Here is a 12,000-nt window from a genome sequence, read left to right on the forward strand (position 1 = left end):
ACAGGGCACGGTCCCGTAGCCCGGATGGAGCGAAAGCGTAATCCGGGGAAGCGGAGCATGCCGGGGGAGCGGCCCCGGATTGCGCTCCGCTCCATCCGGGCTACACGCTACACGCACGTGCACCCGCAGCCTCATCCTGAGGGCCCGCCAACGGCGGACGTCTCGAAGGATGGCCACGGGCGAGATCGCTGCCACGCGATTGCCCTGCCCTCATCCCCCGGGGATCACCGTGGCTGACTGCGGGCTCACGGTCGCGTAAGGAGATCATGTTATGTTTGCCGCCATCGAGGCCGGTCGAATCGTCCTATGGCTCTTACGCGCAAGCTGCTTCTGCTGATCGCCGGCCTCGTCGCGGTGGTGGCACCGGTGCGCGCCGCCGAATTCTACATCGAGGACCTGCGCATTCCCATGGCGCAGGCGGGGCCGCAGGGGCTCGAGGCCTTCCTGGTCCGCCCGGCAGGAGCGAAGCGCTATCCGCTGGCGCTGCTCAGCCACGGCTCGCCGCGCAGCTTCGAGGACCGCGCGACGATGTCGGCCCACAGATATTACGGCATCGCGCTGGAATATGCCCGGCGCGGCTTTGCCGCGCTGGTCGTGATGCGGCGCGGCTACGGCACCTCGCCCGGCGGACGCATCGACAGCGTCGGCGGCTGCGCGAAGGCCGCTTATTTGCCCGCAGCCGTGGTCGCGGTTGCCGATCTGCGTGCCGCGATCGATGCGATGGCGCGCCGGGCCGACGTGACGACGTCGGGGATGATCGCGGCCGGCCATTCCGCCGGCGGGCTGGCAACGATCGCGCTCACCGCGCAGGCCCCGCCCGGTCTCGTTGCCGCGATCAACTTCGCCGGCGGCCGCGGCTCGCGCGACGACGACGACGTCTGCAATCCGAGCGGGCTGGTGCAGGCCTTCACGGGTTTCGGCAAGACCTCGCGCGTGCCGACGCTCTGGGTCTATGCGGCGAACGATTCCTACTTCGGCCCCGAGCTCGCGCGCCGTCTCCATGACGGATTTCGCGCCGGCGGCGGCAACGCGACATTCATCGCGGCGCCGTCCTACGGCGACGAAGGCCACTATCTCTATTCGGTGGCGGGCCGTCCGCAATGGACGCCCTATGTCGACGCCTTCCTGCGCGAGCGCGGCCTCCTCAGTCGCGACATCCTGAGCCCGCCCGATTCCCTGCCGCCACCGCGCCAGCTCGACGAGGCCGCGCGGGCCGAGTTCGCGCGCTATCTTGCCAACATGCTGCCGCACAAGGCTTTCGCGGTGTCGCCGAACGGCGGCTACGGCTGGCGCGCGGGACGCAGCACGGCCGGCGAGGCCCAGCGCGACTCGCTGGCCGCCTGCCTGAAATGGTCACCGACCTGCACGCTCTATGCGGTCGACGACCGCCTGGCCGGCCCGTCGCAAACCTCCACCGATCAGAGCGCCCGCGCCCGCTAGCCGCCGCGCGCGGGAGCCGGTTTGTTAACTCCGGCGCTCTATGACGGAGCGATGCGGTGGGATCGGGCAGGCTTACATCTTTGCGCGGCGTGGCGAACCGTGGCGGCCGTCCTGCTGCTGTCGGCCCCGCTCTGCGCGCACGCCGCAGACGGCAACACGGAGCTCGGCGCAGGCGAGACGCCGTCATCCCGGGCCCTGATCCGGAAGATCATCGAGAGAGAAACCGCGCGCACCAATTTGCCGGCCGACATTGCCGAAGCGGTCGTCTTCGTCGAGAGCGGCTACAATTCGGCCGTGATCGGCAGCGCCGGCGAAATCGGCCTGATGCAGGTACGGCCCGACACGGCCGCCATGCTGGGCTTCCGGGGCAGCGAGGCAGAACTTGCCGAACCCGACATCAACATCCATTACGGGGTGCTTTATCTCAGCCAGGCTTGGCGTCTGGCCGGCGGGGATATCTGCCGCGCCCTCATGAAATACCGGGCAGGCCATGGCGAGGAAGCGATGACGCCGCGGTCGCAGGTCTATTGCAACCGGGCCCGCAACCGCCTTGCCGCCATGAATTCAACCTTGGCCGGTGCCGAAGCGGTGGCTGTTCCGGATCCGGCGCCCCCTGTCGCGGCTGCGGCTGCAGCTCCGGCAAAGCCGGCGAGCCGCCCGAATGTGCCGGTGCAGCCCAGAGCCGTCTATGCCCGCTATCGTCAAGGCACCGCGGCTGCCAGCCGCGCCTATTGGGCGGCCCACGAGGCCAAGGTCAGCAAGATCAAGGCTCGCATCGAGGCAAAGTGGAAGCGCGTCGCAGCGCGTTGAAGACGATGCCCTACAGCCGCTCGCTGAGCGCGAGCTTGTAGCCGACGCCGGTGACGGTCGTGATCACGGGCGTGCCGCTGCCGACCAGCTTGCGGCGCAGCCGCGCCACCAGCGCGTCGACCGTGCGGATATCGACCTCGGCCTGGCGGTTGCTGACGACCTCGATCAGATAGTCGCGGCTGAGCGGCCGTCCGTCGGCGCCAACCAGCGCCGCGAGCAGGTCGAACTCCGCGCGGGTCAGCGACACCGGCTTGCCGTCGCTGCCGAGCAATTCGCGCCGGGTCAGGTCGATGATCCAGTCGCCGAAGGCGATCGAATTGTGGTTGCGCGCCGCCTTGCGGTCGAGCGAGCGCCGCCGCAGCACACTGCGGGCGCGCGCGAGCAGATCGCGCAGATTGATCGGCTTGGTGACGTAATGGTCACCGGCGATCTCCAGGCCGAGGATGCGATCGACGTCGGTGTCGCGGCGCGTCACGAAGATGATGCCAGCGTTGCTGGTCGCCTGGATCTCCTTGGCGAGCTCGAAGCCGTCGCCGTCGGGCAGCTGCACGTCGAGGAAGATGAGATCGGTGCGCCCGCGCAGCGCCTGGCGGCATTCCGCGCAGGAGCCGGCCCCGACCACGTCGAAATTGTTGTCGCTGAAATAGCCGACCAGCATGGTCCGCGTCACCGGATCATCCTCGACGACGATCAGCCGCTCGCGGCCGGCGGGGCGCAATTCCCGAATTGCGGAATCAACCACGGTCTTGGGTGTCCTGTCTGCCTGCGGTCCGGCTTTGATGACCTGTGGCCCGGCTTGGATGGCCTGCGGCCCGGCTTGGATGGCCTGCGGCCCGCCTTGAATGGCCTGCGGCCCGCCTTGAATGGCCTGCGGCCCGCCTTGAATGGCCTGCGGCCCGCCTTGGAGATTCAAGCCGCCGCGCAACGCGCTGTCATGTGAACGGACATTCACAACCTGTTCGAGCCCCCGAAACTAGCCGCCGCAATATTAGGCGCGTTATGGCGCGCAAACAATATTGGTCATGGTCTTGATGCATTAAGTATGAATTGGCCCACACTTCTCATCCGGGGCATCAATGCGCAGGATCGCTGCTGCCTCGCCGGTAGCAATCGATCCCGCCTTCGTCTCGGGGGCCCGACCGCCGGTTAACGTAAAGAAGGCCTTCGGCTTCGGAAAGCCAGCCTGCCCCTCTATGGTCCGGCCTGCACAATGAGAACCACGGAGCAGGCGTGATGCAGGAGCAGACCCGATTGGCTGCCGGCCGAACCGAACTCGGCACCCGGCCATTCGCCCGTTCGCACACGCTCGATCTAATACGCGGCCTCGCCATCGCCGGCGTGATGGCGATCCACGTCTCGCAGGCATTTCCGTCGAACATCCGCGCCGTCGATTTCGCCTTCATGTGCGGCTGGACCGGCGTCAACGTGTTCTACTTCGTCAGCGCCATGACGATGTGCCTGATGTGGACGCAGCGCAGCGGCGAGACCAATCCGACCCGCAAGTTCTACATCCGGCGCTTCCTTCGCATCGCGCCTTTGTTCTGGCTCGCGATCCCGATCTACCTCGCCATCAACGGCACTGGACCGGGCGACAACGCGCCCGGCGGCATCGGACCGGTTCAAGTGATCCTGACCGCGACGTTCCTGCACGGCTTCTGGCCGGACAGCGTCAACAGCGTGGTACCCGGCGACTGGTCGATCGCGGCGGAGATGACCTTCTATCTGGTCTTCCCGCTTCTGATCACCGCGTTCGGGTCGCGCCGTCGTCTTTATCTCGCGCTGGCGATCGTGCTGCATCTCGTCAATGTCTGCCTGTTCAAGCCGTGGGCCTTCGCGCTGTTCGCGGCCTATTACGGTCCCGGCCACGAGGGGTTCGTCTGGACCACGCTGCATCTCAGCTTCCTGAACCAGCTTCCGGTGTTCCTGATCGGATGCGCGCTGTTCTTCTCGCTGCGCGACGGCTTCACCAGATCCGACGCCGCGATCTTCGCCGTCTTCATCGCGCTGTCCTTCGTCGCCGACCGCGCCACCGGCTCGCATGAGTTCAACTATCTCATGATCAATCTCGTGCTCGGCGCGCTGGTGACAGGTTGCATCAAGCTTGCCGTCCGCTTCCAGCCGCTCGAAGCGCTCGGCCGCAACTCCTATTCGATGTACCTGTCGCACTTCGCGGTGATCTACGGCCTGCGTCAGATCTGGCCGCTCGCGGACGGGCTGATCTCGCAGCTCATCGCCTATGTCGTCACCGCCGCGCTGAGCTATCTCGTGGCACGCGCGACATGGCATCTGGTCGAACGGCGCGCACAGGACCTGGCGCATCGCCTGACAATGGCGGGATCGGGCCGCGCGAGCCTCCGCCCAATCATCGCCGCGACTGCGGCCGGCATGAGCTGAACGAGGCCCCTACCTCACCCGCCCCAGGTCTATCGCTTATGGCGCTTTGAGGGATCTGTGGGCACGCCTCGTCCTTCGAGACGACCGCTTCGCGGTCTCCTCAGGATGAGGCTAATTATCATTGTGCTCGTTGAAACTGGTGCCGCGCACCCGGTCCTCATCCTGAGGGCCCGCCGAAGGCGGGCGTCTCGAAGGATGGCCACAGGCGAGATCGCTCCCATATGCGATTGCTCTGCCACTCCGGTGCGGCTTGCTTCATGGCCGCCTTCGTATCTACTGTGAAGCATCTTCACGCTGGAGTGGGCACCATGGAGGTCATACTGCTCGGCACCGGCGGCCCGCGGCCGGACCCGCGCCGCATGGCGACGACCACGCTGATCAGGCTCGGTGAGGAGAATATCCTGTTCGATGCTGGCCGCGGCGTCGTGCTGCAGCTCAGCAAGGCCGGCATTCCACTCGGCGCGGTCAACACGGTCTTTCTCACGCACCATCACTTCGACCACATCGGCGACCTCTACGATGTGATGCTGAATTCATGGATGCACGGACGCAAGGGCGCCTTGCGCGTCTACGGACCGCCGGATACCGAGCGGCTCGTCAACACGCTGGTCACGCAGGTCTACGACAAGGACATCGCCTGGCGGGATCAGGGCGAGCCGACCCTTGGCGGCTGGAAACCCGTCGTCGCGACGGACATCGTACCGGGTCCCGTTCTCGACGCCGGACGCTGGAAGATCAGCGCCGAGCTGGTCTCGCACGGCGATGGTCTCGACATGCAGCCGGCCTTCCTGGCGCGCTGGATGTGTCTCGGCTACCGCTTCGAAGCGGAGGGCAAGGTCATTGCAATTTCCGGCGACACCGTCCCCTGCCCCGGGCTGGAGCGGCTGGCACAGGGGGCCGATCTGCTCGTCCAGTGCTGCTTCCTCGCAACGCCGGAGATCAACAACGAGCACCTTCGCCGCCTTGCGAAATTCACGATCGCCTGCGGCGATACCGTCGGCAAGGTCGCGGCCAAGGCCGGCGTCAAGAAGCTCGCGCTGACCCATCACCGGCCGCGCACCAACGACGTCATGCTGAACGCGCTGCTCGACGATGTCAGGCGGGACTATGCGGGCCCCGTCGTGCTCGGCGAGGATCTCACGCGGATCGAAGTCTGAGCGCCCTCAGCTCGATCCGATCTCGATCCGGAACGACAATTGCTCTTCGGCGCCTGCTGCGATGTGCATCAGGCCGGGCTTGTCGCTGAACTCGCCGTCGAATCCGGCTGGACTGGCATAGCCGCGCCAGGGCTCGATGCAGAGGAATGGCGCGCCGGATGGTTTCGACCAGACGCCGAGCTCGCGAAAGCCGCGCCATGACATCTTGAGCCAGGGGCCGGTGGGCGCGGCATAGCGGACCGCGTTGCTCTCGATCCGGTCGAAAATGACGGCGTCGTCGGTGAACAGGGATTCGGACAAGGGGAGCACCGCGCCTTTGACCGGGCTCGGCTCCGTTGCCGGGCGCAGCAATCCGCCATCGAGGCGGCGGACGGGAGACGATTCCACGCTCGCAAAGGTCAGCGAATAGCTCTCCTTGGCAAGTCCGCCCTGGAGCGGCCAGTTGAACGCGGGATGTCCGCCGATCGAAGCCGGCAAGGTCTCCTTGCCGGTGTTGGCGATCACGAGCGTCAGATCGAGGCCCGCGCTGTCGAGCGTATAGGTTGCGGTCAGTCGGAACGCGAACGGATAGAGCGCACGCGTCGCCTCGTTGTCCTCGAGCACCAGCGTGCAGCTTTGCTCGCCGCGCTCCGTCCATGCAAAGCGGTTGTCGCGCGCAAAGCCGTGCTGGGTCATCCGGTATGTCTTGCCCCGATGCCGCAATTCGTCCTTGGCGAGGCGCCCGACGATCGGAAACAGCAATGGCGCATGGCGCAGCCATTCCGGTCCCGCCTGCCAGACGAATTCGGTGGTGCCGTCCGTCAACGAGCACAGCTCGGCACCGTGCGCCATGATGGTGCTGGCAAGTCCGCCGCTGCGGAGAGTGTGGGTATCGTCACTCATGGCCGACATCTACACCGCGCCCCCACACGCAGCAAGGCGGCTCCGCTGGTGCCGTCGGAGCGTTTTGGCGGCGGGCTGAGAGCAGCGTCATATTTCCGTACCTAACGATTGCTCCTGTGGGGCTCGTCCACCACCCGAAAGCCGATGAAACCCATGGTAGCCAATTGAAGTTCTTCATCAACGGGCGCTTTCTGTCGCAAAAGATCACGGGCGTTCAGCGCTATGCCGCTGAAATGGTCAAGGCGATCGACGCGCTGCTGGCGTCGGAGCACACTGCTGCCTCGCTGCGGAACGCTGATTGGCAATTGCTCACGCCGGCGGACGCCAGCGAGAGCCTCGATCTCGACCGAATCAAGATCCGCACCGTCGGCCGCTTGCGCGGTCATGCCTGGGACCAGATCGACCTGGCGCGCGCCGCGGCAGGAGGCCGCCTAATCAGCCTGGCCAATTCCGGCCCCGTCTTCCATCGCGACCACATTGTCGTGATCCACGACGCTCAGGTCTTTCGCAGGCCGGACTTCTTCAACTGGCGCTATCTGACCGCCCATCGCACGATGGGCCGGCTGCTCGCGCGCCACGCAGCCATCGCAACGGTCTCGGGCTTCTCCCGCCGCGAGCTTGCCGACGTGCTGAATCTATCGGCATCGCGCATTCCGGTGTTTCCCAACAGCGCCGAACACTTCGCGGCGACGAAGCCCGACCCCGGCATTCTTGCCAGGCTGGGCGTTCAGCCGCAGAAATTCTTCCTTTTCGTGGGATCGAAGACCAAGAACAAGAATCTTTCCGTGGCGATCCGCGCCGTTCAGCTGCTCGATCGGGCCGACGTTCCGCTGGTCATCGTCGGCGGAGATAACAGCAAGGTCTTTCAGGACAATTCGGGCCAGGGGGTTTCCGGCCTGCTGCTGGCCGGACGACTGACGGACAGCGAGATTGCAGCGCTCTATGCGCATGCAGCGGCATTCGTGTTTCCCTCGCTCTATGAGGGTTTCGGCGTGCCGCCGCTCGAAGCCATGATCTTCGGTTGCCCCGTCATCGCCTCGAGGGCTGATGCGGTCGTGGAAACGTGCGGCGACGCCGCTGCGTATTTTGACGCCAATGATGCCGAAGCATTGAAGCAACTCATGCTCGAAAGATTGGCAACCGGCGCCATCTCGGAGCAGGAACGACGACGGCAGCAGGAACGCGTCGCATTCTATTCGTGGCAAAAATCGGCCAAGTCTTTGCTCGAGCATCTCGCACCACCGGAAAGCGTTGCCAGCGCTGCGTGAAGTTCGATGCATTTCACCTATTACGCGCGTCGGTTTTCGCACAAACAGTTTGCAACTTGCTGCAACGCGGGCGCCTTCGCGTTGTTCCACACAATGTTTGCGTTGCCGTGACAAACGCGCGCGCAATGCGCATGGCGCAACATCACCACATCGCTGCCCCATTATCGCTACGTATTCGAGGAACTGTGTTTCGCACTCGCGAACACAGAACAGGGATACACGATGTCCGGCTCTCCGACGCAGCCCTATGCAAGGCAACCGATGAAAGTGCTGCACGTCGCCGAGACGATTCGCGGCGGGATTGCGAGCTATCTGAACGAGTTGCATCCGCAGCAACAGGCAAGCTTCGGCGCGGAGAACGTGCACTACATCGTGCCCTCGGATCATCGCCGCGATCTCCCCGGGATCGATGACAACCAGATTACGACGTTCGAGCGATCCGGCCGCAGCGTCGCCGGACTATTCCAGATGCTGCGCGCGAGCATGCAGGCGCTGGACGCCTTCAAGCCGGACGTGGTGCACCTGCATTCCTCGTTCGCGGGCCTGGTGCTCCGTCCCGCGCTTGCAGCCCGCTCGGACGGACCGCGCGTCGTCTATTGCCCGCACGGCTGGGCGTTTTCGCGCGAGACCGGCCGCCTCAGTCACGTGGTGACGAAGGCGGCGGAGAACCTTCTGGCACGAACGTCGGACCGGATCATCTGCATCTCCGGCGACGAGTTCAACGAAGCCGTCCGCGCCGGAATTCCTGCCGACCGGCTCACCATCGTCCATAACGGCATCTCGAAGACGCGCTCGCCGCAGCCTCTCGCCGCGGACTGGACTTCCAAGAAGGTCAAGGTTCTCTTCATCGGACGGCTCGACCGTCAGAAGGGCTTTGATCTCCTGATCGAGGCGGCGCGCACGCTCGAAGACGTGCTCGATATCCGCATGATCGGCGCCTCCGTCGTCAACAAATACGAAGGTCCGAGCGTCCCGTCCAACGTCACCCTGTTGGGCTGGCTCGACCGCCCGACCATCGAGACCCAGCTCGAGGCCGCCGATCTCGTCGTGATCCCGTCACGATGGGAAGCCTTCGGCCTCGTTGCCCTGGAGGCGATGCGCGCGGCAAAACCCATCCTGGCGTTCCGCAGCGGAGCCTTGCCCGAGATCGTGGTCGACGGCGTCACCGGCGTGCTTTGCGAGCCCGTCGGCGTTCAGCCGCTCGTGGACGGTTTTCGGCGGGCCCTCGATTTCGATCTCAGGGTGTTGGGACAGCGCGGCTACGACCGCTTCAAGCAGCTGTATGACGTTCAGAAGACGCATGGGCAGTTGCAGCAGGTCTATCTCGAGCTGCTGCAGAACGACCAGACACCGGTCGAGGCGAAGGCGGGACTGCAGTCGGATCTCTCCAAGAATTTCTGATGGCTCCGCTATTCCCACGCACCTTGGTTCGCGACAGTCTCCGCCTCGCGAGCCTCATCGCATCCATTTTTCTGCCGGTCTCCGTCTGCGCTCAGCAGGCGCAGCCGCTCGATGCCCGATTCCTGCTGGGCGTCGGCACGCATCAGGGCCTGGGCGGCCCGGTGAGCGCTCGCGGATATGTGCCTTCGGAGAACGTCGCCCAGATCAAGCAGCTCGGCCTCAACGCCTTCCGCGATGATTTTCCCTGGTCCGATTTCGAGACGGGGGGACGCCGGATGGGGTTCACGCCCAGGCTCGGCAGGCTGGAATCGCAAGTCAGGTCCGGCGTCGCGCGGCCCCTTCTGATCCTTGCGTTCGGTCATCACCTGGTTCCGAATTCCTCGCCGCCCACCACCGACGAGGCGCGGCAGCGGTTCGCCGATTATGCCGCGGCGGCGGCGCAATCGGTCTTGCCGCAGCAGCCGCTCTTCGAGCTCTGGAACGAATGGAACCTGGCGGCGAAGAAGGATGCCGCGTTCTCGCCGGAGAACTATCTGGCACTCGCGCAAGTCGCGCGGCCGGCGGTCAAGCGCGTTGCGCCGAATGCGCCGTTCCTGGTCGGTGCGCTCGGCGACGACCTTGGCTGGACCTGGACGGAGAAGATGCTGCGATCCGGCATCCTTCAATATGCCGACGGCGCTTCGATCCATCTCTACAATTTCTGCATGGGCCCGAGCAAGCGCACCTCGGCCGAGATCATCGAGCGACTGACGGCGTTTCACCGCCTGGTCGGCCAGGCCAGCGGAAACCCCGACTTCCCGATCTATGTCACCGAGACCGGCTGGACCACGGCGAGCAATAAATGCGGCGTCAGCGAGCAGGCCCAGGCCGACAATAGTGCGCAGCTGATCCTGTGGGCATCGACCGCGGCGCGCTGGCTCAAGGGCATGTGGCTCTACGAGCTCAAGGACAGCGGACAGAATCCATCGGACCTGGAGCACAATTTTGGGCTCTATCGTTTCGACAATTCGCCGAAGCCCGTGGCCTGCGCGGTGCAGGGCGCCTGGGCCTTCATCCGCTCCAGCCTGAGTGCCGAACGTCGCGAGCTCGCCAGCGGCGTCGTGTCGATCAATGCATCAACGACCGCGGGCGGCAGAATTGCGGTCTGGTCCGAGACTCCGGACCGACGTTACGAAATCCGGCTCAAGGGGGATCCGCAAGGGGCGAGCTTTGCGATGCCGTGCGACCAGGCGGCAAGGCCTGCATCCGGGGTCTGGATTCCCGTCTCGAGCACTCCGGTTCTGATTGCAGCCAATGACAGTGCCGTTCCTGCCCTGGAGATCAGGCCGGCGCGGTAGAGCCTATTTACAGACATGAGGTTGACGCGATGAAAGTTCTTTTGACGTCCACGCTTTATCCGACGCCTCAGGCACCCAAGATCGTGGGCGGCGCGGAGATCTTTGCTCGTCGTTTCGCCGAAGGCCTGGCGCAACGCGGCGACGAGGTGGAAGTGATCCGGGCCTCGTCCAGGCCCGAGCAGGCCCCGGAAACCTGCGACGGCATCAACGTCTATTCCGCGCCGGTGCGGAACGTGTATCTGCCCTTCACGGAGCAGAAGAACGTCGCGCTGCGCAGCATCTGGCACGCGGTCGACGACTGGCAGATGCAGGCCCCCATGATCGCGGAACGCATCCGGGCCTTCAAGCCGGACGTGCTGCACTCCAACAATCTGTCGGGCCTCACCACCGCGATATGGCGGGTTGCCGCCCAGCTCGGCGTTCCCGTGCTTCACACGCTTCACGACTATTATCTGACCTGCCCGCGCTGCTCCCGCTTCGACAATGGACGGTCCTGCGAGCACACCTGCACGAGCTGCGCTGTTCTGACCTTTCATCGCAAGCGTGCCACGCACTGGCTCAGCGCCGTGGTCGGCGTCAGCGAACGCGTCCTGTCGATTCATACCGACATGGGCATGTTCGCGGACACGCCGATCCGCACCGTGATCCGCAACGCCTCGACCGAGCCGCCGCGTGAACCCTATCCCCGTCCGGTCTGCACCACCGAGGTGACGTTCGGATTCATCGGCCGGCTCACCGAAGAGAAGGGCATTGACAACCTGATGCATGCCCTCGCCATGCTGCCCCCCGACCGCATCCGGATGATGATCGCCGGCCGGGTTAGCGAGGAGGAGCAGCGCCGCCTGAAGGCCATCGCGCCGCATGCGCGCATCGAGTTCATGGGCTTCGTGGCGCCGGACGATTTCTACAGGCAGGTCGACGTGGTGGTCGCGCCCTCGATCTGGCACGACCCCGGTCCACTGGTCGTTGCAGATGCCAAGGCGGCCGGCAGGCCGCTGCTCGGAACCCGCTTCGGCGGCATGCCCGAGGTCATCGAGCACGGCGTGACGGGCTGGCTGACCGAGGCCGATCCGCAATCCCTGGCCAGGAGCATGCTCGCAGTCGCCGACGATCCGCACAAGATCGACGAGATCAGCCGACGCCTGATCGCGGATACCAACAAGTGGATTTTTGCCGACGTGCTGTCTTCATACAAGAACCTGTATGAACAATTGCGCGAACAGCGGATGTCGCGCATGCGCGCTGCGACGAATGAAGCGCCGCAGGGACGGGCCGTCGGCAAGGAGCGCCTCATTCCGCGATGACACGCCT

General features: G+C 65.1%; 10 protein-coding genes. 8 read left to right on the forward strand and 2 right to left on the reverse strand.

Features of this window, described 5'->3' with window-relative positions:
• The first annotated feature begins 306 nt into the window (after window positions 1-306).
• Window positions 307-1,440, forward strand: a complete 1,134-nt coding sequence (locus DCM79_RS00005; RefSeq protein WP_257177940.1) for a S9 family peptidase — start codon at window positions 307-309, stop codon at window positions 1,438-1,440.
• A 51-nt stretch (window positions 1,441-1,491) separates the two neighbouring features.
• Window positions 1,492-2,250 (forward strand): transglycosylase SLT domain-containing protein, encoded by a 759-nt coding sequence (locus DCM79_RS00010; protein ID WP_257177941.1) that lies wholly within the window; start codon window positions 1,492-1,494, stop codon window positions 2,248-2,250.
• Window positions 2,251-2,260: 10 nt separating this feature from the next.
• On the opposite strand, the gene DCM79_RS00015 is transcribed toward DCM79_RS00010, so the two are convergent.
• Window positions 2,261-2,992 carry a response regulator transcription factor gene (locus DCM79_RS00015; protein WP_257177942.1) on the reverse strand — a complete coding sequence of 244 codons (732 nt, stop codon included), beginning with the start codon at window positions 2,990-2,992 and terminating at the stop codon, window positions 2,261-2,263.
• Window positions 2,993-3,483: 491 nt separating this feature from the next.
• Here DCM79_RS00015 and DCM79_RS00020 point away from each other — a divergent pair, with 491 nt between their 5' ends.
• Both DCM79_RS00020 and DCM79_RS00025 read left to right on the forward strand, forming a co-directional pair.
• A complete protein-coding gene (locus DCM79_RS00020) occupies window positions 3,484-4,644 on the forward strand; it encodes an acyltransferase (RefSeq protein ID WP_257177943.1) in 1,161 nt (386 codons plus the stop codon).
• 308 nt (window positions 4,645-4,952) lie between these two features.
• Window positions 4,953-5,801 (forward strand): MBL fold metallo-hydrolase, encoded by an 849-nt coding sequence (locus DCM79_RS00025; RefSeq protein WP_257177944.1) that lies wholly within the window; start codon window positions 4,953-4,955, stop codon window positions 5,799-5,801.
• Window positions 5,802-5,807: 6 nt separating this feature from the next.
• Here the strand turns inward: DCM79_RS00025 and DCM79_RS00030 are convergent, their stop codons facing one another.
• Entirely contained in the window at window positions 5,808-6,683 is an 876-nt protein-coding gene (locus tag DCM79_RS00030; RefSeq protein WP_257177945.1) for an aldose 1-epimerase family protein, read from the reverse strand.
• 164 nt (window positions 6,684-6,847) lie between these two features.
• Here DCM79_RS00030 and DCM79_RS00035 point away from each other — a divergent pair, with 164 nt between their 5' ends.
• The 4 genes from DCM79_RS00035 (at window position 6,848) to DCM79_RS00050 (ending at window position 11,993) form a co-directional block, all read left to right on the forward strand.
• Window positions 6,848-7,951 carry a glycosyltransferase family 1 protein gene (locus DCM79_RS00035; protein WP_257180912.1) on the forward strand — a complete coding sequence of 368 codons (1,104 nt, stop codon included), beginning with the start codon at window positions 6,848-6,850 and terminating at the stop codon, window positions 7,949-7,951.
• Window positions 7,952-8,173: 222 nt separating this feature from the next.
• On the forward strand, window positions 8,174-9,352 hold the full coding sequence (locus tag DCM79_RS00040) for a glycosyltransferase (protein ID WP_257177946.1): 1,179 nt from the start codon (window positions 8,174-8,176) through the stop codon (window positions 9,350-9,352).
• Complete coding sequence (locus tag DCM79_RS00045) at window positions 9,352-10,689, forward strand: hypothetical protein (RefSeq protein WP_257177947.1); 1,338 nt, start codon at window positions 9,352-9,354, stop codon at window positions 10,687-10,689. The genes DCM79_RS00040 and DCM79_RS00045 overlap by 1 nt, the downstream gene beginning before the upstream one ends.
• A gap of 29 nt (window positions 10,690-10,718) precedes the next feature.
• The gene (locus DCM79_RS00050) at window positions 10,719-11,993 is read left to right on the forward strand and encodes a glycosyltransferase family 4 protein (RefSeq protein ID WP_257177948.1); all 1,275 of its coding nucleotides are present in this window, start codon (window positions 10,719-10,721) and stop codon (window positions 11,991-11,993) included.
• The last annotated feature ends 7 nt before the right edge of the window (window positions 11,994-12,000 follow it).

Source organism: Bradyrhizobium sp. WBOS07, from assembly GCF_024585165.1.
Classification (GTDB): Bacteria; Pseudomonadota; Alphaproteobacteria; order Rhizobiales; family Xanthobacteraceae; genus Bradyrhizobium; species Bradyrhizobium japonicum_B.

What these genes read in the sequence shown, in the direction of transcription:
- DCM79_RS00005 (WP_257177940.1), top strand. Translation starts at nt 307, where the DNA reads ATGGCTCTTACGCGCAAGCTGCTTCTGCTGATCGCCGGCCTCGTCGCG.
- DCM79_RS00010 (WP_257177941.1), top strand. Translation starts at nt 1,492, where the DNA reads ATGCGGTGGGATCGGGCAGGCTTACATCTTTGCGCGGCGTGGCGAACC.
- DCM79_RS00020 (WP_257177943.1), top strand. Translation starts at nt 3,484, where the DNA reads ATGCAGGAGCAGACCCGATTGGCTGCCGGCCGAACCGAACTCGGCACC.
- DCM79_RS00025 (WP_257177944.1), top strand. Translation starts at nt 4,953, where the DNA reads ATGGAGGTCATACTGCTCGGCACCGGCGGCCCGCGGCCGGACCCGCGC.
- DCM79_RS00030 (WP_257177945.1), bottom strand. Translation starts at nt 6,683, where the DNA reads ATGAGTGACGATACCCACACTCTCCGCAGCGGCGGACTTGCCAGCACC.
- DCM79_RS00040 (WP_257177946.1), top strand. Translation starts at nt 8,174, where the DNA reads ATGTCCGGCTCTCCGACGCAGCCCTATGCAAGGCAACCGATGAAAGTG.
- DCM79_RS00045 (WP_257177947.1), top strand. Translation starts at nt 9,352, where the DNA reads ATGGCTCCGCTATTCCCACGCACCTTGGTTCGCGACAGTCTCCGCCTC.
- DCM79_RS00050 (WP_257177948.1), top strand. Translation starts at nt 10,719, where the DNA reads ATGAAAGTTCTTTTGACGTCCACGCTTTATCCGACGCCTCAGGCACCC.